The sequence below is a fragment of the Pseudofrankia inefficax genome (assembly GCF_000166135.1).
Lineage (GTDB): Bacteria > Actinomycetota > Actinomycetes > Frankiales > Frankiaceae > Pseudofrankia > Pseudofrankia inefficax.
Genome location: NC_014666.1, coordinates 5,376,466 through 5,398,618, shown reverse-complemented (window position 1 = coordinate 5,398,618; position 22,153 = coordinate 5,376,466). Strand labels below are relative to the sequence as shown.

Below are 22,153 nucleotides of genomic sequence, written 5' to 3'. Positions count from 1 at the left end.
ATGCATGTCTATGTCTGACGGCACCGAGGACGCCGTCCACGCCGCCTGACCGCTGCGGCGTCGCACGGGTCACCAGGCTGCCTGGCGGTGACGGCCGGGTGCGGGCGGAGTCCTACTCGTCCACGGAGCGCGGCGGCAGCATGCGGGCGTTCCAGGCGCCGGACGCGATCAGCTGATCGGCTTCCTCGCGAATCATCGCGCCGACCCTGATGGCGAATCCGCGCGGCAGTTCGAGGTGTGTGCTGGCGGCGCTCCCGATCTGTTGGCTGAGCGCGGGCTCACGTAGCGGGGCATAGCGCAGCCTCCGCGCGGCCATCTCGGCGCCGCACGCGGAAAGAGGGAGGACTCCATAGCCGTGGCCTGCCTCGATGAGGTCCTTCATCACCTGGAGCGAGTCGGTCGAGAATCTGGAGGACAGCTTCATTTCGAGCCGCAGCGCGGCGCTTTCGAGGCTGTTGCGGATCCCGGGCTGGGACACGGGCAGGATGAGTGGCAGGTCCGCGAGGTCCCTGAACGGGATCGCGCGATCCGCCTGTAGGTCCGATGCCGCGGCGCCCACGATCACCAGATCCTCCACCGCGAGATGCTGGTGGAACAGCCTGCCATCGGACGTCGGCACGATCAGCCCGATATCGACCGTACCTTTCATCATGCCGTCGACGATCTCGTCGACGCTGGCGGTCGTCACCTGAAAGGTCACCTTTGGGAACGCCGCGCTGAGGCTGCCGAGCAGCGGCGCCGCGAAGATGTTGGCGACGGACGGCAGCATTCCTATATGGAGGCCGCGTTCCACCCGTGCCAGGGGTGAACCGGCATACTGCATGGCGAGTTCGAGCTGGCGCAGCGGCGCGGCCGTCATCGCGCGGAGGCGTTCTCCCTCGTCCGTCAGCTGCACGCCCCGGGCAGTCCGGAGAAACAGCGTGACGCCGAGATCCTCCTCGAGAAGGCGCAACTGGCGACTCAGTGCCGGCTGTGCGATACCCAGGACGCTGGCGGCCCGGTTGATCGATCCCTCGTCGGCGATACGCAGGAAGTAATTAAGGCGGTGCGTGTCCACCGCCAAATCTTACCCGACATATATAAAATCGGCATAGCCGGACGCCGAAAATTGTATTAGTGGACCGTCGAGGTGCCGCCGTAGCATCGGCTGGCGGCACCGGGCCGGGGCTTGCGCCCTACCTTTGGAACTGTCGGACGGGCACGGGAGGATATTGCATGGAGTCACAGGACCGAGACTGGGCCGAGGATCTCGGGTTAAACCGGCTGCCGGATCATATCGTCGGCAAGCGGGTCGCCGACCTGCTCGACCTGAGCGGCAAGAAGGCGATCGTCACCGGCGCGGGCGGCGACGGCCTGGGCCAGGCGATCGCCAACCGCCTCGCGGGCTCGGGTGCCGATGTCGCGCTGATCGGCCGGACCCTGTCAAAGGTCGAGAAACGAGCGGCGGAGATCGAGGAGAAATGGGGGGTCAAGGCCTACCCGATTCTCGCGGACCTGTCTGACTGGGACCAGGTGCACCGGGCCGTCCGGGAGAGCCATGACGCGCTCGGCGGCCTGGACATTATGATCAACAATCCGGTCATGATGGTCGGTGGGCCCTTCGACCGGCACACCAAGGAGGACATCGACCGGACTGTGCTCGGCAGCTTCACGATGCTGATGTACGGCGCGCATGCTGCCCTGGAGTATCTGCTGCCCCAGGGTTCGGGCCGCATCATCAACATCGCCGCCGAGGCCGGCCGGATACCGGCGCGCGGACTTGTGGTCTACGGCGCGTCCAAGGCCGGGGTGATCGGGTTTACCCGCAATCTCGCGCATGAGGTCGCCTCGCGCGGCGTCTACGTCATGTGCGTCGCCCCGGGCATCATGATCAAACCAGATCTTCGGGAACGGGTCGTCAATGCCCAGAGCGACGCGGACAGGGTGGCGCGCACGGCCGTGCTGGACTCGCTGGAGAACCAGGTCCAACTGGGACGGGTCGGCCTGCCGGAGGAGGTCGCCAACATGGTCGCCTACGTCGCGTCTGAGGCCGCCGACTACATGTGCGGCCAGACCATCGACGTCTCCGGTGGCATGTACATGAACTAGCGGCCGCGCGGACCGCCCGGCCTCCGTCGACGCCAAGCCCACACGGGTCGGCCATGTGACGTCGCGGCCGGCGGGCGGCACTTCTGGCTTTCTGATTCTCGATGCACGGGAGCGGCGAGATGCGTGGACTGGCGGGAAAGACCTTCATTGTCGCGGGCGGTGCCACCGGAATCGGTGCTGGGACGGCGGTGAGGCTCGCCGAGGAGGGGGCCGACGTCGTCGTCGGCGACATCAATGTCTCGGGTGCGGAGGCCACCGTCGCTGGCATCACCAAGCTCGGCGGCGCGGCGATCCCGGTGCGTTTCGATCTGGCGGACGAGGCCTCCGTCGAAGCACTGGTGGAGACGGCGATCGCGGAGTTCGGCGCCGTGCACGGCTTGTTCAACGTCGGCGCGGATCTCTCGCCCGGGAACCTCGGGCGAGACCGGTCGCTGCTCGACACCGATCTGGACGTGTGGCATCGCACGTTGGACGTCAACGTGGTCGGTTTCGTGCGGACCGCGCGTGCCGTGCTGCCGCATCTGCTGGCGAACGGCGGTGGCAGCATCGTCAACACCTCGTCCGGAACGGCGGTCAGCGGTGGCGACCGGCTGCGCCCCGCGTACTCCGCCTCGAAGTCGGCGGTCAACGCGCTCACCCGACACATCGCGGGAAACTGGGGATCTCGTGGGGTGCGCTGCAACGGAGTCATGCCCGGCCTGGTCATGGGGGAGACCCAGGCACAACAGAACGATGTCGCGCTGCAGAAGAGATTCCTGGAGCAGGTTCCCACGACGCGGCTGGGCCGTCCCAGCGACCTTGCCGCCGTGGTCGCCTTCCTGCTCTCTGACGACGCCGAATGGATCAACGGTCAGGTGTGGGCGATCGACGGCGGCGCCAACATGCGAGCCTGACCTGGTGGCGAGGTTAAGCCTGGTTTCGACGTGTCGGGGTCGGGGCTGGGTCGTGCGTGGCGGCCCAGCTCGCGAGGAGTTTGAGGGCGTCGTCGGTGGGTGTGCCTGTTTCGGCGCTGAAGGCGACGAGGGCGAGGCCCGGGTCGGCGGCCAGGTCCATGACGTCGTAGGACAGGTGCAGGTCGCCGACGAGTGGGTGGCGGATGTGTTTGAGCCCGACGCGGTGCAGGCGGACGTCGTGGGCGGCCCAGCGGGTGCGGAAGGCTTCGCTGCGGGTGGATAGTTCGCCGACGAGGTCGGAGATCGCCTTGTCGTAGGGGTCCCGGCCGGCTTCGAGGCGCAGCATGGCGACGTTGTCGTCGGCGGCCCGTTCCCAGTCGATCCAGAAGTCGTGGGCGCGGGGGTTGAGGAAGGTGAACCGCGCGTGGTTGACCGGTCGGGTGGGGTCGGTGAACTGGGGCTCGAACAGCGCCATCGCCAGGGGGTTGGCGGCGAGGACGTCGAGGCGTGCGTTGTTCACGAGGGCGGGCAGCTCGGTCATCCCGTCGAGGACGCGGGTCAGGCTGGGTCGGATCTGCTGGGTGGAAGGGGTGCGCCGGGAGCGGGTGGCGGGGCCGGCGGCGCGGGCGAGGTCGAGCAGGTGGGTGCGCTCGGCGTCGTCGAGTCGCAGGGCGTGGGCGAGGGCGTCGAGCACGCTGTCGGAGACGCCGGCGAGGTTGCCGCGTTCTAGGCGGGAGTAGTACTCGACGCTGACGCCGGCCAGGTCGGCGACCTCGCCGCGGCGCAGGCCCGGGACGCGCCGGCCGCGGCCGTGGGTGGGGAGGCCGGCCTGCGCGGGGGTGATCCTGGCTCGCCGGGAACTGAGGAAGGCCTTGACCTCGTCGCGGTTGTCCACAGTCCCAGGCTAGGCGGGACCCGTTGGCCGAGGGATGCCCTGTCAGGACACCTTTCAGCGGGGTGTTCTTCGAGTGGCCCGCGCCCGCTTGCATGGTGCCCATCGCCGGGGCGACGTCGCGTGTCGTCGCCCCGGCCGAAGCGCCGAGCAGGAGGAATCAACCTGATGAAGAACGCATCGCTGGGCACGTTGGACGTTTCCCGGATCGGTCTGGGCGCGATGACGATGGCCGGTGTCTACACCACCGGCGGGGGAGTCGATGACGCCGAGTCGATCCGCGCGATCCACCGGGCACTGGACCTTGGCGTGACGCACCTCGACACCGCCGAGATCTACGGCCCGTTCCACAGCGAACAGGTCGTCGGGCAGGCGATCAAGGGCCGTCGTGACCAGGTGGTGGTGGCGACGAAGTTCGGCCTCGTGTCGCATGCCGGTGGCGGGCCCGGGGTCATCGACAGCAGTGCCGCGAACGTGCGCACCGCGGTCGAAGGCTCCCTGAAACGGCTCGGCACCGACCACATCGACCTCTACTACCAGCACAGGGTCGACCCGAACACGCCGATCGAGGAGACCGTCGGTGCCCTGGCCGAGCTGGTCACCGAGGGCAAGGTCCGTCACATCGGCCTGTCCGAGGCCGGCCCCGCGACGATCCGCCGCGCCCACGCCGTGCACCCGATCGCCGCGCTCCAGACCGAGTACTCGCTGTGGACCCGCGATCCCGAGGCGGAGCTGCTCCCGTTGCTGCGCACGCTGGGCATCGGTTTCGTGCCCTACTCGCCGCTCGGCCATGGCTTCCTGACCGGCGCGATCCGGACCGTCGACGACTTCGCCGCCGACGACTGGCGCAAGACCAACCCGCGGTTCACCGGGGCGAACTTCCAGCGCAACCTGCGCATCGTCGACGAGGTCCAGGCCATCGCGACCCAAGCGGGCGCCACGCCGGCGCAGATCGCGCTGGCCTGGCTGCTGGCGCAGGGCGACGACATCGCCCCGATCCCCGGGACCAAGCGCGTGGCCCGGGTCGAGGAGAACACCGCCGCCGACCACCTCGAGCTCACCGCCGAGCAGCTCGAACGGTTGGACACCCTCACGCCAGCCGCAGGCGACCGCCACGACGAGGCGAACATGTCCACCGTCGACCGCTGACGGCATCACGTCTGGTCGTCCCGTTCACCGAACCGGTGGTAGGCCGACGCCTGGCGTGCCGCGGGAGGCAGCCACCTCTCGGTCGTCACCACGGGCCTCGGCCTCGGCTCCGTCGACGCCCACCTCGACGGCCTCAGCCGGCCGGTTACGTTAGGTTGCCGCCGAGGAGCGTGTCGGAGGCGCGTGAGGTGTCGCGAGCTGGCTGGCGACCATGACCATGGAGTCGTGCTGGCCTGAGGCGCAGCGGCGCTCCGGCCGCCGGAAACCGGTCTCGGTGAACATTTCCACCGCCGGCACCGGCAGGCCGTTTCTGTTCGGCGTCCAGGAAGGTGGGAGTCGCGTTATGCGGGTGCTCGTCGTGGAGGATGACGCGCCGCTTGCCGACGCTGTGGTCCGTGGCTTACGTCGCGAGAGATTTGCCGTCGACGTGGCGTACGGCGGCGAGGAAGCGCTGGAAAAGATAGGTGTCGTCGAATACGACATCGTCGTCCTCGACCGCCAGCTTCCGGGGGTGCACGGCGACGTGGTGTGCGAGAAGATCGTGGCTGAGCGCACAGCGACGCGGATCCTGATGCTGACGGCCTCGGACGACGTCTCGGAACGGGTCGAGGGGCTGATGCTCGGCGCCGACGACTATCTCCCGAAGCCGTTCGACATGCGTGAGCTTGTGGCCCGGCTCCGGGCGCTCGGTCGGCGTAGCCCGCATGCCACGGTGCCCGTGCTGGAATGGCGGGATATCTGTCTCGACGCTGGCCGTCGGACCGCCCGGCGCGGTGGTCGTGACCTACGGCTGACGAACCGCGAGTTCGCGGTGCTGGAGGCATTGATGCTGGCCGAGGGGGCGTTCCTGAGCGCGGAGCAGCTGATGGAACGGGTGTGGGACGAACGGCTGGATCCGTTCAGCAACGCGGTGCGGGTCACGATCCTGACGCTGCGGCGCAAGCTAGCGGATCCGCCGGTGATCGCGACCGCCCCGGCGGTGGGGTACCGCCTGACATGAAGATCCGCACCCGCATCGCGCTGATGATCGCTTTGAGCCTGATTGTCGCCGGGTCTTTCACGTCGGTGGTCAACGCCTTTGCGTTCCGCAACGTGCCGTACCCGTCGGTGTACTCCTTTCATACCGCGCTGCTGGCTGAGATGGGGGTCCGGCAGCAGACGGTCGTCAGCTACATCGAGGCCCATCCGCAGGAACTGCTCACGACGAAGTTCGACGACATGCGGCTGTCGAACGGCAAGACCGTCGACGAGGTCGCGCGTGAGGTACAACAGCGCCGTCTCGATCACGCTCTCGCGAATGCGCGGCGCTGGTCGTTCATCGGGCTGCTCGTGGTGCTGGTGGGCGCGGTGGCCACCGCCTGGGTGTTGTCGGGGAGCATTCTGCGGCCCATCCGCCGAATGACCGACCGGGCCCGCTCGGCGTCGGCGTCCGATCTCGGTGACCGGGTGGCGATCGACGGCCCGCAGGACGAGGTGAAGGAACTCGCGGACACGTTCGACGCGATGCTCGACCGGCTGTCGACGGCGTTCGATGCCCAGCGCCGGTTCGCCGGGCAGGTCGCGCACGAGCTGCGCACCCCGTTGGCCACGTCGACCGCCGAACTGGCGATGCTGCTCGACGACACGGCCGACCCCGACGTGCGGCAACGGCTGCGGACCGTCGCGGAGGCGGTGGACCGCGGGCAGCGGCTGGTCGCCCAGTTGCTTGTGCTCTCCCGGACCGACCTGGGCGACCTGGAGCGGACCACGTTCGCGCTCGACGAGCTCGTCGGGAACGTCCTGGGCCGGGTCATCGAGACGCCGTCCTTCTCCCGAATCCGGGTCGACGTCGACCTGCGGACCGCCGAGGTCGCCTGCGACCGGGCGTTGCTGGAGAGCCTGGCGCGCAACCTGCTGGACAACAGCGCGCGGCACAACCGGCCGGACGGCTGGGTCAACGTGACCGTCGCCCCGGGCAACGATGGTCGCACTGCGTCACTCTCCGTCGCTAACTCGGTCGCCGATCGTCCCGATGGCACCGCGCTTCCCGACGAGACCGCGGCGGTTCCCGGTCCCGCCGGGGTCGGGTTGTCCATCGTGGAGGCGGTTCTGCGGGCGCACGGCGGCACGATCGCGTGGAGCCGGCAACCGGGCCAGGTGGCCGCCCGGGTGGAGTTGCCGCTCGCCGTGAGCTGACGCCGCGCTGTGAGCTAACGCTGCGCTTACGCCCTGCTCGGTAGGTTCTCGCCGGATTCGATCCGGGTTCCTGCTGGGCATCAGGAGGTAGGCGTGGCTCGTGGCCGTCGAGGTATCCGCTGGCTCGTCGTCGGTGCGGCGGCGGTGCTGTTAGCGGGGGCCTGCAGCAGTTCCGGGTCTTCGGGCCGGTCCGGCCACCCCAATGGCGCCGCCGTGAGTATTCCGGCGCCGCCGAAGGCCGAGCCGATCGACCTGGCAGAACTGCCCGTACCGCCGACAGCGCCCTCGGCCAGCCCGGGGGCGTGCACGACCGCGGTCAATCCGCGGGGCACCGGCTGTATCTCGGCGGTGTCGGCGGGCGGCTTCCTCGACGACCGCACGGTCCTGGCGACCCTGACCTACGCCGGCGCGCCGGCGGCACCGGACCCGGCCAGCGTGTACAGCGGCTCCCAGCTCGCGATGATCAGAACGGACGGGACGACGTTCCCGGGCGGCGCCGCGTGGCAATGCCTCACCTGCGGCATCCCGGCCGCCAACAAGGCCGGCGCCTCGACCAGTCTCGGCGCGGCTCAGCCTTTCAGCGACGGCTCGCGAATCCTCGCCGGCAACAACATCGTCGACTGTGGGCAGTACACGTTCACCGATGCGCGCTGCACCGGCGCGGCCATCCACATCTACCCGATCCGGTGGAACACGACCGCGGACGGCTCCGGCGCCGGTGGGCTGATCTACGGCATCAAGCTGAACCCGGACAACGTGCACGTCGGTTGGAACCGGATTCTCTTTCCCGCCACCGCTGACGACACCTTCAGCGAACTCGCCTACTACGGCCGGCTCACGTTCGACCCGAAGCCGGCCACCGGCGAGCCGAGGGTGCCGCGTTACGACCTCACGGAGATCACCGGGCTTTTCAGCGCCGACGAGCCGTTTGGCACCTTCCTGCGCGTCGACCCGGCAACCCCGACCCGGCTGACCTACCAGCAGAACCACGTCCTCGGCGAGTTCAAGGGCTGGACCGGCGATGGCGCCGAGGCGCTCGGTATCGCCGATGTCCAGTCCGACAACCTCGACCACGTCGCGACCAGCCTCGCCACCGGGACCACCCGGCGCCTGGACGCCGACCCCGCCTACAGCGACCCGGTCACGAGCTCACCGGACAGCCAGTGGACCGTCGCCATGGACGTCCGTTACCACGACCGGTTCTCCTTCTTCGCCGCGCTGCCGGGCGTCCCGCCGATCACCGACGCGCTGCCGACCGGCGCCGCCGAATCCGCCGGCTACAACATCCACCAGCGCCGGCTCTTCGAGCCCTACCTGTACGACCGCTACGGCGACCGCGGCGACTACCACGGCCAGCAGCTCAACACCTGCGCCACCGGCCCCTGCACCACGCTCGCGACCGGGCCCGGCAGCACCGCCGACGACCCGCTGTGGGCCTCGATGGCCGACTCGTACTTCTCCCCGGGCGCCACCGAGATCGTCTACTGGCAGACCTACCCGGCCGCGGCCGACTGCGGCCCGGCCGTCGGCGACCCCACCACCTGCCCGCCCTCCAGCGAACCCGGCGGCCGCACCTCTCGACTCATGCTCGCCAAGCTGACCAGCCGCACACCGCGGCCGACCCCCGCGGTCAGGCCGCTCCCGGACACCGTCGCCTGGGGAACGCCGTACCGCGCCGGTGACCCGACGCCGGTCCTGCCGCACCTCCCCGCCGGCACCTACACCCTGCGCGGGAGGACCGCCGGCACCGCGGCCGTCACGGTCGCCGAGAACAGCACGAAGACCGGCGTGCTGTCGATCTCCGTCACCTACGCCAACTTCAACGACGACGGCCTCGACGTCATCAATGGCACGGAGAGCGTCCAGAACAAGGGGACGTCGGCCAGCGACATCACGTTCCACGAGAACCTGGCCCTCACCGGGAGACACACCGGAACGAAGAAGACCAGCGAGCCGGGCGGATACACCATCTCGCCGCGCGCCGTCATCTCCGGCACCTACGACCCCGTCGGAACCATGACGACGACGCTCGACGGCCACACCTACCACCAGCCCGGATCCTTCTGACGGTCACCCGTCGGCGTCCCGGCTGAACCGCCTCGCACCTCAGGGCTGCTCAACGAAAGAGGAAAAGGTGCCTTTACGCTTGACGATTTCTCGTGGCGCATCGCGATTTCCGCGCGCCTCTTGTCGGAAGGTTCCGGGCGGGCGCCGCCGGCCGCCTGCGTCGGCCACGCGGGCGCGTTGGTCGGTGCTGGGCTTGGTGATGGCGCTGATGGTCGCGGTGGCGGCGTGCTCGTCGTCCGGCTCGGCCGGCACCACGGGAGCGGCGCCCTCCGGGATCAACGCGCTTCCCGAGGTGGTGAGTAATCCGCCGGCGCCGAAGCCGGAGCCGATCTCGGTCAGTGAGTTGCCATTGCCTCCGGTGACGACCAATGCCGCGTCGGGTGGCTGTACGGTGGCGGTCAACCCGCACGGGACGGGTTGTATCGGCCAGTCGGTCGGTCTGCAGTCGGGTGGCTATCTGCCGGACGGGCACGCGGTCTCCGCGATGGTCAGTTTCGCTGGGGCGCCGGCGGCTCCCGACCCGGCGAGTGTCTACGCGGGCCCGCAGATCATCATTGTGCGGACCGACGGCACGACCTTCCCTGGCGGCGACGCGTGGAAGTGTGTGACCTGTGGTGTCCCGGCCGCGAATCAGGCCGGGCGCAACGAGGCCCTGGACTATCCGCAGCCGTTCAACGACGGCAAGCGGATCCTGGCCGGCACGAACGTCATCGACTGTGGGTCGTTCAAGCTCGCCGATACCGGCTGCGCCCCGGGCCGGGTCCATGTCTATCCGGTCCGGTTCAACAACACGGCCGACGGGTCCGGCAAGGGCGGGAGTATCCGTGAGCTGCGGCTGAACCCGGACAACGTCCATCTCGGCTTCAACAGCTTCACGTTCTCAGGCGGCGCGATCGGGCAGTTCGGCTACCTCGGCCGGCTGACGTTCAACCCGAACCCCACCACCGGCACCCCGCTGGCTGCCCGCTACGACCTCACGTCGGTCACCCGGCTGTTCGACACCGCGACCGACAAGCAGACCGTGTACGTCGATCCGGCCCACCCCGGCCAGCTGACGATCAACCGCAACGCGATCTCGGTGGGTGAGCTGCGTGGCTTCAGCAAGGACGGCAAGGAGGTCACCTACATCGGCTACCCGGACGAGTCGTCCAACATCGATGTCTTCGCCGCCGACCTGACCACCGGCAAAGTCCGCCGGCTCACCAGCAACCCCGAATACACCGACCCGATCGACCTCTCGCCCGACGGCGACTGGACCGTCGCCATGGACACCCGCGGCTCCGACCGCCAGGAGTTCCTCGCCGGCATGCGGGGCATCCCCCCGATCACCGACCTGGTCACCCCCGGCGCGGTCTCCTCGGTGCGCAACAACGGGACGCGACGCTTCTTCCAGCCCATCCTGATCGACCGCTACGGCGACCGCGGCACCTACCAGGGCCAGCAGATCAACGCCGCCGGCGACGGCAGCCCCGGCGCGATCAACGACCCGAACTGGAACGGGGAGGCCGACCCCCGCTGGTCACCGGACGGCACCGCCGTCGTCTACTGGCAGGCACTCGCGACCCCACCCGCCTGCGGCGGCGCGAACCCGCTGACATGCGAGACCTCCACCGAACCCGGCGGCCGGACCGCCCGCCTGATGATCGCCACGTTCACCAGCCGCAAACCAGCACCGGCACCCACCGTCGCCCCGATCTCCGACACCGTCCCCTGGGGCACCCCCTACGTCCCCGGCAGCCCGATCCCGACCCGCCCCTTCCCACCCACCGGCTCCTACACACTCGCCGGAGCCAAGACCGGAACAGCGGCCGTCACGATCACCGAGAACGCGGCGAAGACCGCGATCGACACCATCGCCGTCCGCTACACCAACTACTCCGACGACGGCCTGCGCACCCTCAACGGCACCGAGAAAGTCACCGCCGCCGCCCCGAGCCTCACCGTCTCCAAACTCGACTGGTACTCCGACCTCACCCAGACCGGCATCACCCCAAGCACCAAGAAAACCAGCCCCGACGGCTTCCACCTCACCATCGACCTACTGACCAACGACTTCCAAGCCACCGGAACGATGACCACCACCATCAACGGCCACGCCTACCACCAGCCACAGAACAGCACGTGACCCTTAGGCGGTAAGGCGCCCACGCGGGCGCATCCGCCAACGGCGAATCGCGCGAGGATCAGCGCCGCCGGCCGGCACTCGTCGTTCCGGTCGGCGGCAGGTCCCGGCCTGGGATCCTGCCCCGCGCCTGGCGGGTGGCGATGGTCGCGGACTGGACGAGCCGTCGGCCGAGCTCGATGACGTCCTCGACCGCGATCGCGTGGTCCGGCCCGGTGATGCTCAGCGACAGCAGCACCCGGCCCATCGGGTCGAAGACCGGCGCGGCGACCGTCTTCACGACGATCTTGTCGCTGCCGGTGAGGCTCTCGAAGGACAGCAGCATCTCGTCGGTCTTCGCGAGCACCTCGGCGAGGCGATGCTCGGCGTCGGCGTCGGTGGGCTCGTCACGCAGTTTCGCGATGGCGTCGATCACGGCGGGTGCGGCGATCGACGCCAGGGGCACGCTGTAGCCGCGGTCGCGGATCTCCCCGAGAACGCGCCGGTAGAGCTCACGGAGGGCCGGCGTCAGCGTGGCCCGCTCCAGCCAGCCGCTGACCGCCTCGTCCTCGGCCCAGGCCAGGAACACCGCGCCGATCGGCGCCAGCATCGGCGTCCGGTCTCCCGGGTAGCCGAGGACCTGCGCCCGTGCCACCGGGCCGCGTCGGGCGAGGAAGATGACGTCCCGGCCGGCGGCGGCCATCACGCTGATCTCCGTCCCGAGCTCGTCGCCGAGCACCTCGGCCTGCTCGACCGCGGCGCCGATCGCGGGGTGCTGCTCCAACGTCGCGAACCCGGTGACCGCCAGCGCGGGGCCGAGGACGTAGGTGCGGTGGACCGGGTCGCGCACCACGAACCCGCTGTCGCACAGCACGGCCAGCGTCGCGTGCGCCGAGGCGATGTTCATGCCGAGGTGCGTGACGAGCTCGCTGATCGTGAAGCCCCGCGACGGGTGCGCCGTCAGGAACGACACGATGTCCGTCGCGCGGGCGGATGCGGGCGCGGGCCGAGCCATGCAGCCAACGGTAGCCGACCTTCGGGCGACCCCTGGCCAGCCTCTCCGCTTGACTGCAATACAAATTTTGCTATAGCAATGTCCCATGTTCGACTTAACGGGCCGGGTGGTCGTGGTCAGTGGTGGGAACGCCGGGATCGGTCTCGCCTTCGCGCGGGGGGCCGCCCGGGCGGGCGCGGACGTCGTCGTCTGGGGCCGGCGAGCCGAGAAGAACGCGGAGGCGGCCAAGGACCTCGCCGGTCTCGGTCACCGGGTCCTGGCGCAGGAGGTCGACGTCTCGGACGAGACCCGCGTCGTCGAGGCGATGAACGAGGTCGTCGAGGAACTGGGGCGGGTCGACGGGGTCATCGCCAACGCCGGGCTGATGCGCCGTGAGCGCAGCTTCGTGGAGCTGACGAGCGAGGCCTGGCACGGCCTGCTCGCCGTCAACCAGCACGGCGCGTTCTTCGCCATGCGTGAGGGTGCCCGCCATATGAAACGTCGCTACGACGCGGGCGACCCGGGCGGGTCGTTGCTGTTCTGCGCCAGCCTGTCCGCACTCACCGGCAGTCCCGGCATGCAGCACTACAACGCCTCCAAGGGCGCGATGGCGGCCATGTCGCGGGGCATCGCGGTGGAGGCCGGCCGGTACGGCATCCGTTGCAACGTCGTCTGTCCCGGTTACACGGTGAGCGAGACCGTGCGCATCGCGGTCGACAGCCCGCTGTTCGAGCGCAACCGCCGCTACAACCCGTCCGGACGGGCCGGCAACGCCGACGACTTCGAGGGCATCGGCGTCTACTTCATGAGCGACGAGTCGCGCTACCACACCGGCGACCTGGTCGTCGTCGACGGCGGCTGGTTGGCGAACGCGGGCAAGACCGACATCACGGAGCTGCCGCCATGGCCGTAAAGGTGCTACGCGTCGAGGGAATGCGCGAGGACACCCGCACCCCCGCGGAGCGGGCCGCGCTGGAGGCCGACGAGCGCCGGCTGTTGGACATGAGCATCGACGCGGTCCTCGAAGGCGCCACCCGCCGGACCGGCCTCGATGACTTCGGCTCGCTGGAGTTCACCAAGCGGCTCGGCCTGCTGCTCGCCGAGGTCGAGGCCGACGACAACGTCTGGCGGACGCACAAGGCGGCCTTCGTCGAGCACTGCGTCTCGGCCGCGGCGAACCGGCTGCTCATCCAGCGCTACTGGAAGGACAACCCCGCCTGTCTCGACGCGCCCATCGAACGGCCGATCAACGTCATCGCGCTGCCTCGCTCGGGCAGCACCCATCTGGAGAACCTGCTGGCCGCCGATCGCCGGCTGCGCCACCTCCCGGTCTACCTGGCCGCCCAACCGGCCCCGAAGCTCGGCGAGCTGCCGGGGCCGGACGGGGTCGACCCGCGCTGGTCCCGGTCGGACGCCCGCTGGCAGCGGCTCGCCAGCAACGAGATCTTCGCGGCGATGCACGAGCACTCGCCCGACCACGCCTGCGGCGAGAACGAGCTGCAGGTGCCCGACTTCGCCAGCTACCAGTGGGAGTGGATGGCGAACGTCCCGCACTTCCGCGACCACTACCTCAGCCACGACCAGACCCCGCACTACCGCTACATGAAGGACGTCCTGCGGGCAGTCGCCTGGCAGTTCCCCAGTGACCAGCGGTGGATGCTGAAGTCCAACCAGCACAGTGAGCAGCTCGGCCCGCTGCTGGCGACCTACCCGGACGCGACCGTGGTGATGATCCACCGTGACCCGGTCGCCACGATCCGGTCCCTGCTGACGATGCGCGGCCTCGCGCTGAAGGCGAGCCAGAAGCGCTTCGACGTCGACGCGCACGTCGCCTACTGGGTGGACCGGCTCGAACGGATGCTGCGCGGCTACCTGCGCGACCGCGACCTGGTCCCCGCCGGGCAGCTCGTCGAGCTGCGGTTCGACGAGATCGTCGGCAACGACGTCCAGGCCGCCGCCGGCGTACTGGAACGAGCCGGCCTCCCGGTCACCGACGAGACCCGCACGGACATCGAGCACTACCTGGCCGCCCACCCCCGGGGGAAGCGCGGTCGGGTCGTCTACGACCTGGCGGGCGACTTCGGCCTCGACGCGGGCGAGCTGCGCGAGCGGTTCGCCTTCTACACCGACACCGTCCAGCTCAGCCCCGAGGTGGCAAAGGAGCGCGCCCGGTGAGTGCACAGCAGCAGCCACTCAACGCCCTGATCGTCAAGGAGGGTGAAGGCGAGCAACCGGCCGTACCGCTCGGAGACGGCATCTACGCGTCGAGGGGCATCTCCAACAGCTACCTCGTCACCACCCCGGACGGCGACCTGCTGATCAACACCGGGATGTACTTCGAGGCCGACCAGATCAGGAGCCGGTTCGCCGAGGTCAGCGACCATCCGGTCCGCGCCATCGTCTTCACGCAGGGCCATCCGGACCACGTCGGCGGCTGGTCCCAGCTGACCGCCCCGGGCATCGAGACCATCGCGCACGCGAACCACGCCGACGTCCGCGAGTACTTCCACAACCTGCAGCCGTTCTACGCCCGGCGCACCGGGAAGCTGTGGAGCAGGGACATCACGAACGTCGACCGCTCCTACCAGCCACCCGAGCCCGTCGTCACGACGACGTTCCTCGACAGCCACGCCTTCACCCTCGGTGGCCGCCGCTTCGAGCTGTACTCGACGCCGGGCGGGGAGACGACCGACTCGCTGGTCGTCTGGCTCCCCGACGAGCGCATCCTGTTCACCGGCAACCTGTTCGGGCCGCTGTTCGGCCACGTCCCGAACCTGTACACGGTCCGGGGCGACAAGATCCGCAGCGCCATCTCCTACCTCCACACCGTCGACCGGGTCCTCGCGCTCGCCCCCGAGGTGCTGATCACCGGGCACGGCGAGCCGATCCGCGGCGCCGAGGAGATCCGCCGGCGGCTCACCCAGCTGCGGGACGCGACCGCGTCGCTGCGCGACCAGACGATCGAGGGCATGAACGCCGGCGTCGACCTGTGGACCCTGATGGGCCAGGTCACCCTGCCGCCCGAGCTGAACATCCCCCAGGGCCACGGCAAGGTTCCCTGGATCGTGCGGGCGATCTGGGAGGAGCACACCGGCTGGTTCCGCTACGAGTCGACCACCGAGCTCTACCACGTGCCGCCCTCGGCGATCTGGGACGAGCTCATCGACCTCGCCGGGGGAACCGCCCCGCTGCTCGCCCGCGCCGAAGCACACCTCGCGGCCGGACGACCACTGGAAGCACTGCACTTCGCCGAGATCGTCCTGTCCCAGGCGCCCGACGACCCGAACGCCCTGCGCGTGAAGCTCGACGCCCACGAACTCCTGCTGGCCCGTGGCGGCCGGGAGAACTTCAGCGAGGTCCGCTGGCTCGAAGCCGAGATCCGCGACACCCAGGAGAAGCTGTGATGGCACACCCCCGGCTGTCCGTCAGCGAGATGTGCACCTACCCCTGGCCGTTCGCCGACGAGCTCGTCCTGTGGGACTCCCTCGACCTGAGCCACGTCGGCGTGCTCGACAACAAGCTCGCGGCCTACGGGCGCGAGCAGGCCGTCAGCGCGCTGACGGCCCGGTCGCTGCGGCTCACCACTGTGATCACGAACCAGTTCGAGCTGGCCGCCCCCGCGACGTGGGACGCGACCCGCGACGAGATCCGCCAGTCCATCGACCTCGCGGCGGTCGTCGGCGGCTGCGTCTATCTCACCCCCGGCACCGCGCCAGGCCGTTCGTTCGACGAGCTCACCCAGGCCCTGGCGGACGCGGTCGCTCCCTGCCTGGCCCACGCGGCGACGCGTGGTGTCCGGGTGGCGATCGAGCCCACCCAGCGCACCGACCGGTCGTTCGTCCACACGCTGCGCGACGCCGTCGAGGTCGCCGACCGGACCGGCCTCGACCTCATCGTCGACCTCGGGAACTGCTGGCGCGAACCCGACCTCGCCGCCGCCGTGCGCCACGTCGGCGACCGCCTCGCCGTCGCGCAGCTGTGCGATGTCCTCGCCCACGAGCGAGGAACACTCCCCGCCGGAACCCGCGTCGTCCCGGGCGACGGCGACATGCCCGTCGACACCTTCCTGCGCGCCGTCCTCGACACCGGCTACACCGGCCCCTTCGAACTCGAACTCGTCGGCCCGGCGGTCGAGGCCGAGGGCCTCGAACCCGCCACCCGCCGCGCCGTCGACCGGGCGAACGCCCTCCTGGAAAAGGAACTGCCATGAGCCGCGCGATCGTGTTCAACGGCGACGAGACCTGGGAGCTGCGCGACCTGCCCGTGCCAGACCCCCAACCTGGGGGCGCGGTCCTGCGCGTCGAGGCCACCGGGTTGTGCCACAGCGACATCGACCACTTCCGCGGCCACGTGCACACCTCGTGGGGCGGCGCGTTCCCCTCGATTCCCGGCCACGAGATCGTCGGCCGCATCGAGAGGATCACCCCCGAGGCTGCGGACAAGTGGGGCGTCGCCGAGGGTGACCGGGTCGCGGTCTGGGACATCGCCTTCACTCCGGCCGGGCATCGCATCTACGGCCACGACTTCTCCGTAGACGAGGGCTCCGGCCTCTATGGCGGCTTCGCCGAACACCTGGAGCTGGTGCCGGGCTCGATGGTCTACAAGCTGCGCGACGACCTCCCCGCCGACCAGCTCACCGTCTTCGAGCCGCTGAGCTGCGCCGTCACCTGGGTCAAGCCGGTCGCCGACGGCGACGTCGTGGTCATCGAAGGCCCCGGGCACATGGGCATGGCCACGATCGTCGCGGCGAAGGCCGCCGGCGCCTCCACCGTCATCGTCACCGGAACCGCCAAGGACCGGTTCCGGCTCGACTGCGCGCTGCGCATCGGTGCCGACCACGTCATCGACGTCGACGCGGAGGATCCGGTCGAACGGGTCCGGGAGATCACCGGTGGAGCGATGGCCGGCGTCGTCATCGACGCCGCCGCGGGCAACCCGGTGACGGTCAACCTGGCCATGGACCTCGTCCACAAGGGCGGCCACGTCGTCATCGCCGGCATGAAGGACCGCCCGCTGGAGGGCTTCCACAGCGACTGGATCCCGACCCGGCGCATCACGCTGCATCCCGGCGCCGGCCTGGACGCCGCCGGTGCCGTCGCGCTCATCAACGAGGGCAAGGTCCCGACCGCCGAGCTGCTCGGGGACTCGTTCCCGCTGGAGCGGTTCGAGGAGGCCTTCGCGCTCCTGACCCGGTCCACCCCCGGCCGCGACTCCGTGCGGGTCGCGTTGCGGCTGAGCTGACCAGCCGGCCATCACAGACGAGGACAGGAGAGGAACGGCTGATGTCCACTGCCACGTCGAGTCCCGTCGTCCCGGGCACGCCTCATCTGTCGCATTTGCGGCGTCTGGAGGCGGAGAGCATTCAGATCTTTCGGGAGGCTGTCGCCGAGTCTGAGCGGCCGGTGATGTTGTATTCGGTCGGTAAGGACAGCGCGGTGATGCTGCATCTCGCGATGAAGGCGTTCTTTCCGTCGAAGCCGCCGTTCCCGTTGCTGCATGTGGACACGACGTGGAAGTTCCAGGCGATGTACGCCTTCCGGGACCAGCATGTCGCGAACCTGGGCCTGGATCTGTTGGTGCATCAGAATCCGGATGCGGTGCAGCGGGGGATCAATCCGTTCGATCACGGGTCGGCGATGCACACCGACATCTGGAAGACCGAGGGCCTGAAGCAGGCGTTGGACAAGTACGGGTTTGATGTGGCGTTCGGTGGGGCGCGTCGGGATGAGGAGAAGTCGCGGGCGAAGGAGCGGGTGTTCTCGATCCGGTCGGCGGCGCATCGGTGGGATCCGAAGGACCAGCGTCCGGAGCTGTGGCGGTTGTACAACGCGCGTAAGGCGCCGGGGCAGTCGATTCGGGTGTTCCCGTTGTCGAACTGGACCGAGCTGGATATCTGGCTCTACATCCACCGGGAGAACATCCCGATCGTCCCGTTGTACTTCGCGGCGCCGCGGCCGGTCGTGGAACGCGACGGCACGCTGATCATGGTCGATGACGAGCGGATGCCGCTGGCGGCGGGGGAGATCCCCGAGCAGCGCTCGATCCGGTTTAGGACGCTCGGCTGCTACCCGTTGACCGGGGCGGTCGAGTCCGAGGCGTCGACCCTGCTGGAGATCGTCCAGGAGATGTTGTTGACGACGTCGTCGGAGCGCCAGGGCCGGGTCATCGACCACGACTCGTCGGGGTCGATGGAGAAGAAGAAGCACGAGGGATACTTCTGATGGCGCATGCGACGGATGAGCTGCTCGCGACGGACGTCGAGGCGTATCTGCGCCGGCATGAGGACAAGTCGATGCTGCGGTTCATCACCTGCGGCAGCGTGGATGACGGCAAGTCGACGCTGATCGGCCGGTTGTTGTACGACGCGAAGCTGGTGTTCTCCGACCAGTTGGCCGCGTTGGAGTCGGACTCGAAGAAGGTCGGCACCCAGGGCGGCGAACTCGACTTCGCGCTGCTCGTCGACGGCCTCGCGGCCGAGCGGGAGCAGGGCATCACGATCGATGTGGCCTACCGGTTCTTCTCCACCGAGAAACGCAAGTTCATCGTCGCCGACACCCCCGGCCATGAGCAGTACACCCGCAACATGGTCACCGGCGCCTCCACCGCCGATCTCGCCGTCATCCTGATCGACGCCCGCAAGGGCGTCCTGACCCAGACCCGGCGCCACAGCTACCTCGTCTCGCTGCTCGGGATCCGCCACGTCGTGCTCGCGATCAACAAGCTCGACCTCGTCGACTACTCCCAGCAGACCTTCGACGAGATCGAGGCCGACTACCGGACGTTCGCCGCCCAGATCGGCCTCGAAGGTGACGCCATCCGCGCCATCCCGCTGTCGGCGCTGCGCGGCGACAACATCACCGAACTGTCCACGAGTACGCCGTGGTACACCGGACCCACGTTGGTCGGCTACCTGGAATCCGTCCAGATCGCCGACACCGCGGGCGACGGGCCGTTCCGGCTACCGGTCCAGTGGGTCAACCGGCCGAACCTGGACTTCCGCGGCTTCTGCGGCCAGGTCGCCGGCGGGATGATCCGCCCCGGGCAGAAGATCCGAGCGCTGCCGTCGGGCCAGGAGTCCGTCGTCACCCGGATCGTCACCGCGGACGGCGACCTGGAAGCCGCCTACGCCGGCCAGTCGGTCACCCTCACGCTGGCCGACGAGATCGACGTCTCCCGCGGCGACATCCTCGCCGCCGCCGACGCCCCGGCCGAGGTCGCCGACCAGTTCGCATGCCATTTGGTCTGGATGGGCGGCGAGCCGATGCTCCCGGGCCGGCCCTACCTGCTCAAACTCGGCACCCGCACCGTCAACGCGACCCTCGCCCCACCCAAATACAAGGTCAACGTCAACACGCTGGAACAGACCGCGGCGAAGACCCTGGAACTCAACGAGATCGGCGTCGCGAACCTCACCCTCGACCGGCCCGTCCCGTTCGACCCCTACACCGTCAACCGCGACACCGGCGGCTTCATCCTCATCGACAAATACACCCACGCCACCGTCGCCGCCGGCCTCCTACACTTCGCGCTCCGCCGGTCGCACAACATCCACTGGCAGGCCGTCGAAGTCAACAAAACCGCCCGCGCCGCCACCAAGGGCCAACGCCCCGCGGTCATCTGGTTCACCGGACTGTCCGGCGCCGGGAAATCCACCATCGCCAATTTGGTCGAGAAGAAGCTGCACGACGAGGGCTTCCACACCTACCTCCTCGACGGCGACAACGTCCGCCACGGCCTCAACAAAGATTTGGGCTTCACCGAAGCCGACCGCGTCGAGAACATCCGCCGCATCGCCGAAGTCGCCAAACTGATGGCCGACGCCGGCCTCATCGTCCTCACCAGCTTCATCTCCCCCTTCCGCGCCGAACGCCAACTCGCCCGCGACCTCCTCGACAACGGCGAATTCATCGAAGTCCACGTCGACACCCCCCTACACGTCGCCGAAGCCCGCGACCGCAAAGGCCTCTACGCCAAAGCCCGCCGCGGCGAACTAGCCAACTTCACCGGCATCGACTCCCCCTACGAAGCCCCCCACAACCCCGAAATCCACCTCGACGCCTCCGGCACCATCCCCGCCGAACAAGGCGCCGAACAGGTCGTCACCTACCTGCGTGACGCCGGGATCCTCACCTGGCAGGACGGAGCGTGACGGGCATGGACGACCACATCCTCGCGGCGACGCTGGCCGCCGAGGCGGGCGAGCTCCTGCTTGCCATCCGGGCAGAAGGCGGCGCCGCCGGCGACCGCGGGTCGAACGAGCTGCTCCTTGAGCGGCTGTCCCGCGCGCGGCCCGACGACGCGATCCTGTCGGAGGAGAGCGCCGACGATCCCGCCCGCGTCGACCGGGACAGGGTGTGGATCATCGATCCTCTCGACGGCACCCGCGAGTACGGCGAGCCGCCACGCGAGGACTGGGCCGTCCATGTGGCGCTCGCGGTCAACGCGGAGCCCACCGCCGGCGCCGTCGCGCTACCCGCGGCCGGCCTCGTCCTGCACACCGGCCGACCACCGGCCCTCGCCCCGCCGTCGACCGGCCCGGTCCGCCTCGCCGTGTCGCGCACACGCCCGCCGGCCTGCGTCGACCATCTCGTCACCCAGCTGAACGCCACCCTGGTGCCCATGGGCTCAGCCGGCGCCAAGGCGATGGCCGTCGTCCGCGGACAGGTCGACATCTACGCCCATTCTGGCGGCCAGTACGAATGGGACTCCTGCGCACCCGTCGCCGTCGCGGCGGCCGCCGGACTGCACGTCTCCCGGCTCGACGGCTCACCCCTGCGCTACAACCAACCCAACCCCTACCTGCCCGACCTGCTCATCTGCCGCCCCGAACTCGCCGAGACGACCCTGAACGCGCTGCGTGACCTGTAGCCAGGTAGACGTCGTTCGAGCCGGTCGAGGCCGGTAGGGCGTGGTCTCAACGTGGGCTGGTGTCGGGGGTATCTTGACTCGTCGCCGTGGAGATCGCCCAGTACAGCCGGAAGGGGTAGTGAGCCGAGTGTCCGAGGCCCTCAACCTGAGCCACACGCTCGGTTCGATCAAGCGCAACGGGGCCTGGCCGGTGCCGGAGCATGTCGTCCTGCGCCAGCGGATGGGCTCCGCCGAGCTGGACCTCACCGAGGCCGTCCTGGCCGGCGCGAACACCCTCCTCGACATCGACATGGTCGGAGGGTCGGTGGAGATCCGCGTGCCGGAGGACATGCTCGTCACCGCGGAGCTGGCCACCACCCTCGGCAGCTACCAGGACCACCGCAAGCCCGGTCCGGACGCCGCCCTCGCGACGGCCTCCGACGTTGTTCACACCCTCACGATCAAGGGCCGCGTGGTGCTGGGCTCGGTCGAGGTCCGCGGGCCCAAGCGCTCTTTCCGCAAGCGCGCCTGACAGCAGCCGGACCTGGATCCGGACCGATGGTGGTGGATCTCGTCAGTGGTCGGTCGCGAGGTATGACTGGAGCCTGATCCGGGCCTTCCAGTGATCGAGAAGTCGTCGCGCGGCGTCCAGTCCCTGGATCGCGGGTCGCCGCACCGGTCATGATTGCCGTTTGGGCCCTGGGGTGGTCGCGGAAATGCCCGCGCGACGACCATCCCAGGGCCAAAACCGCGATCAAGGCCGTGATTCCGGCCGCCGGCCGGCCCGCTCTGGGCCTCGGTTCGGGCGAGCGGCTCACCGACACCTTTCCTCCGCGTCCGGGCACCGAGGCGGGTTCTTTTCAGCGCCTCCCCACGCGGCCGACGTCGGCCACGGTTAAGGCGTATGACTGGACCCTAAGGCGGTTGACTGTCGCGGGTCGAGGTGG

The 22,153-nt window shown here is 69.3% G+C and carries 20 protein-coding genes; 16 read left to right on the top strand and 4 right to left on the bottom strand.

The window, feature by feature from the left end; translation table 11 throughout:
* Nucleotides 1–112: 112 nt before the first annotated feature.
* Nucleotides 113–1,057 (bottom strand): LysR family transcriptional regulator, encoded by a 945-nt coding sequence (locus FRAEUI1C_RS21900; protein WP_013425526.1) that lies wholly within the window; start codon nucleotides 1,055–1,057, stop codon nucleotides 113–115.
* A 158-nt stretch (nucleotides 1,058–1,215) separates the two neighbouring features.
* Between FRAEUI1C_RS21900 and FRAEUI1C_RS21895 the strand changes: the two genes are divergently transcribed.
* A complete protein-coding gene (locus FRAEUI1C_RS21895; RefSeq protein ID WP_013425525.1) occupies nucleotides 1,216–2,088 on the top strand; it encodes an SDR family NAD(P)-dependent oxidoreductase in 873 nt (290 codons plus the stop codon).
* A 119-nt stretch (nucleotides 2,089–2,207) separates the two neighbouring features.
* Nucleotides 2,208–2,981 (top strand): SDR family NAD(P)-dependent oxidoreductase, encoded by a 774-nt coding sequence (locus FRAEUI1C_RS21890; RefSeq protein WP_013425524.1) that lies wholly within the window; start codon nucleotides 2,208–2,210, stop codon nucleotides 2,979–2,981.
* Between the two features lie 13 nt (nucleotides 2,982–2,994).
* On the opposite strand, the gene FRAEUI1C_RS21885 is transcribed toward FRAEUI1C_RS21890, so the two are convergent.
* A complete protein-coding gene (locus tag FRAEUI1C_RS21885) occupies nucleotides 2,995–3,876 on the bottom strand; it encodes a helix-turn-helix domain-containing protein (protein ID WP_013425523.1) in 882 nt (293 codons plus the stop codon).
* Between the two features lie 165 nt (nucleotides 3,877–4,041).
* Between FRAEUI1C_RS21885 and FRAEUI1C_RS21880 the strand changes: the two genes are divergently transcribed.
* From FRAEUI1C_RS21880 to FRAEUI1C_RS21865, 4 genes are all read left to right on the top strand, one after another.
* Nucleotides 4,042–5,022, top strand: a complete 981-nt coding sequence (locus FRAEUI1C_RS21880) for an aldo/keto reductase (protein ID WP_013425522.1) — start codon at nucleotides 4,042–4,044, stop codon at nucleotides 5,020–5,022.
* A 343-nt stretch (nucleotides 5,023–5,365) separates the two neighbouring features.
* Complete coding sequence (locus FRAEUI1C_RS21875; protein WP_013425521.1) at nucleotides 5,366–6,022, top strand: response regulator transcription factor; 657 nt, start codon at nucleotides 5,366–5,368, stop codon at nucleotides 6,020–6,022.
* Nucleotides 6,019–7,197 carry a HAMP domain-containing sensor histidine kinase gene (locus FRAEUI1C_RS21870; RefSeq protein WP_013425520.1) on the top strand — a complete coding sequence of 393 codons (1,179 nt, stop codon included), beginning with the start codon at nucleotides 6,019–6,021 and terminating at the stop codon, nucleotides 7,195–7,197. Before FRAEUI1C_RS21875 ends, FRAEUI1C_RS21870 begins: the two co-directional genes overlap by 4 nt.
* Before the next feature lie 213 nt (nucleotides 7,198–7,410).
* Nucleotides 7,411–9,264 carry a hypothetical protein gene (locus FRAEUI1C_RS21865; protein ID WP_049806971.1) on the top strand — a complete coding sequence of 618 codons (1,854 nt, stop codon included), beginning with the start codon at nucleotides 7,411–7,413 and terminating at the stop codon, nucleotides 9,262–9,264.
* A gap of 39 nt (nucleotides 9,265–9,303) precedes the next feature.
* Here the strand turns inward: FRAEUI1C_RS21865 and FRAEUI1C_RS41200 are convergent, their stop codons facing one another.
* Nucleotides 9,304–9,666, bottom strand: coding sequence for a hypothetical protein (locus FRAEUI1C_RS41200; RefSeq protein ID WP_232425075.1), 363 nt, complete (start codon nucleotides 9,664–9,666; stop codon nucleotides 9,304–9,306).
* Between FRAEUI1C_RS41200 and FRAEUI1C_RS21860 the strand changes: the two genes are divergently transcribed.
* Nucleotides 9,656–11,389 carry a TolB family protein gene (locus FRAEUI1C_RS21860; RefSeq protein ID WP_232425074.1) on the top strand — a complete coding sequence of 578 codons (1,734 nt, stop codon included), beginning with the start codon at nucleotides 9,656–9,658 and terminating at the stop codon, nucleotides 11,387–11,389. The genes FRAEUI1C_RS41200 and FRAEUI1C_RS21860 overlap by 11 nt on opposite strands.
* 58 nt (nucleotides 11,390–11,447) lie before the next feature.
* Here the strand turns inward: FRAEUI1C_RS21860 and FRAEUI1C_RS21855 are convergent, their stop codons facing one another.
* Nucleotides 11,448–12,380, bottom strand: coding sequence for an IclR family transcriptional regulator (locus tag FRAEUI1C_RS21855; protein WP_013425517.1), 933 nt, complete (start codon nucleotides 12,378–12,380; stop codon nucleotides 11,448–11,450).
* A gap of 85 nt (nucleotides 12,381–12,465) precedes the next feature.
* Between FRAEUI1C_RS21855 and FRAEUI1C_RS21850 the strand changes: the two genes are divergently transcribed.
* The 9 genes from FRAEUI1C_RS21850 to FRAEUI1C_RS21810 all read left to right on the top strand — a co-directional run bounded on the left by FRAEUI1C_RS21850 (nucleotide 12,466) and on the right by FRAEUI1C_RS21810 (nucleotide 21,738).
* Nucleotides 12,466–13,272, top strand: a complete 807-nt coding sequence (locus FRAEUI1C_RS21850) for an SDR family NAD(P)-dependent oxidoreductase (RefSeq protein ID WP_013425516.1) — start codon at nucleotides 12,466–12,468, stop codon at nucleotides 13,270–13,272.
* Nucleotides 13,263–14,534 carry a sulfotransferase family protein gene (locus FRAEUI1C_RS21845; protein WP_013425515.1) on the top strand — a complete coding sequence of 424 codons (1,272 nt, stop codon included), beginning with the start codon at nucleotides 13,263–13,265 and terminating at the stop codon, nucleotides 14,532–14,534. The genes FRAEUI1C_RS21850 and FRAEUI1C_RS21845 overlap by 10 nt, the downstream gene beginning before the upstream one ends.
* On the top strand, nucleotides 14,531–15,763 hold the full coding sequence (locus tag FRAEUI1C_RS21840; RefSeq protein ID WP_013425514.1) for an MBL fold metallo-hydrolase: 1,233 nt from the start codon (nucleotides 14,531–14,533) through the stop codon (nucleotides 15,761–15,763). Before FRAEUI1C_RS21845 ends, FRAEUI1C_RS21840 begins: the two co-directional genes overlap by 4 nt.
* Nucleotides 15,763–16,569 carry a sugar phosphate isomerase/epimerase family protein gene (locus tag FRAEUI1C_RS21835; protein WP_013425513.1) on the top strand — a complete coding sequence of 269 codons (807 nt, stop codon included), beginning with the start codon at nucleotides 15,763–15,765 and terminating at the stop codon, nucleotides 16,567–16,569. Before FRAEUI1C_RS21840 ends, FRAEUI1C_RS21835 begins: the two co-directional genes overlap by 1 nt.
* Nucleotides 16,566–17,600, top strand: a complete 1,035-nt coding sequence (locus tag FRAEUI1C_RS21830; RefSeq protein ID WP_013425512.1) for a zinc-dependent alcohol dehydrogenase — start codon at nucleotides 16,566–16,568, stop codon at nucleotides 17,598–17,600. Before FRAEUI1C_RS21835 ends, FRAEUI1C_RS21830 begins: the two co-directional genes overlap by 4 nt.
* 41 nt (nucleotides 17,601–17,641) lie before the next feature.
* Entirely contained in the window at nucleotides 17,642–18,580 is a 939-nt protein-coding gene (cysD, locus tag FRAEUI1C_RS21825) for a sulfate adenylyltransferase subunit CysD (RefSeq protein WP_013425511.1), read from the top strand.
* Entirely contained in the window at nucleotides 18,580–20,508 is a 1,929-nt protein-coding gene (gene cysN, locus FRAEUI1C_RS21820) for a sulfate adenylyltransferase subunit CysN (protein WP_013425510.1), read from the top strand. The genes cysD and cysN overlap by 1 nt, the downstream gene beginning before the upstream one ends.
* A gap of 5 nt (nucleotides 20,509–20,513) precedes the next feature.
* Nucleotides 20,514–21,227 (top strand): 3'(2'),5'-bisphosphate nucleotidase CysQ, encoded by a 714-nt coding sequence (locus FRAEUI1C_RS21815; protein WP_013425509.1) that lies wholly within the window; start codon nucleotides 20,514–20,516, stop codon nucleotides 21,225–21,227.
* 118 nt (nucleotides 21,228–21,345) lie between these two features.
* On the top strand, nucleotides 21,346–21,738 hold the full coding sequence (locus FRAEUI1C_RS21810) for a LiaF domain-containing protein (RefSeq protein WP_157735004.1): 393 nt from the start codon (nucleotides 21,346–21,348) through the stop codon (nucleotides 21,736–21,738).
* The last annotated feature ends 415 nt before the right edge of the window (nucleotides 21,739–22,153 follow it).

Bases quoted from the DNA above. Each gene is read 5' to 3' on its own strand.
- FRAEUI1C_RS21850 (WP_013425516.1), top strand. From the start codon at position 12,466: ATGTTCGACTTAACGGGCCGGGTGGTCGTGGTCAGTGGTGGGAACGCC.
- FRAEUI1C_RS21870 (WP_013425520.1), top strand. From the start codon at position 6,019: ATGAAGATCCGCACCCGCATCGCGCTGATGATCGCTTTGAGCCTGATT.
- cysD (WP_013425511.1), top strand. From the start codon at position 17,642: ATGTCCACTGCCACGTCGAGTCCCGTCGTCCCGGGCACGCCTCATCTG.
- FRAEUI1C_RS21890 (WP_013425524.1), top strand. From the start codon at position 2,208: ATGCGTGGACTGGCGGGAAAGACCTTCATTGTCGCGGGCGGTGCCACC.
- FRAEUI1C_RS21830 (WP_013425512.1), top strand. From the start codon at position 16,566: ATGAGCCGCGCGATCGTGTTCAACGGCGACGAGACCTGGGAGCTGCGC.
- FRAEUI1C_RS21815 (WP_013425509.1), top strand. From the start codon at position 20,514: ATGGACGACCACATCCTCGCGGCGACGCTGGCCGCCGAGGCGGGCGAG.
- FRAEUI1C_RS21845 (WP_013425515.1), top strand. From the start codon at position 13,263: ATGGCCGTAAAGGTGCTACGCGTCGAGGGAATGCGCGAGGACACCCGC.
- FRAEUI1C_RS21835 (WP_013425513.1), top strand. From the start codon at position 15,763: ATGGCACACCCCCGGCTGTCCGTCAGCGAGATGTGCACCTACCCCTGG.
- cysN (WP_013425510.1), top strand. From the start codon at position 18,580: ATGGCGCATGCGACGGATGAGCTGCTCGCGACGGACGTCGAGGCGTAT.
- FRAEUI1C_RS21855 (WP_013425517.1), bottom strand. From the start codon at position 12,380: ATGGCTCGGCCCGCGCCCGCATCCGCCCGCGCGACGGACATCGTGTCG.
- FRAEUI1C_RS21895 (WP_013425525.1), top strand. From the start codon at position 1,216: ATGGAGTCACAGGACCGAGACTGGGCCGAGGATCTCGGGTTAAACCGG.
- FRAEUI1C_RS21875 (WP_013425521.1), top strand. From the start codon at position 5,366: ATGCGGGTGCTCGTCGTGGAGGATGACGCGCCGCTTGCCGACGCTGTG.
- FRAEUI1C_RS21880 (WP_013425522.1), top strand. From the start codon at position 4,042: ATGAAGAACGCATCGCTGGGCACGTTGGACGTTTCCCGGATCGGTCTG.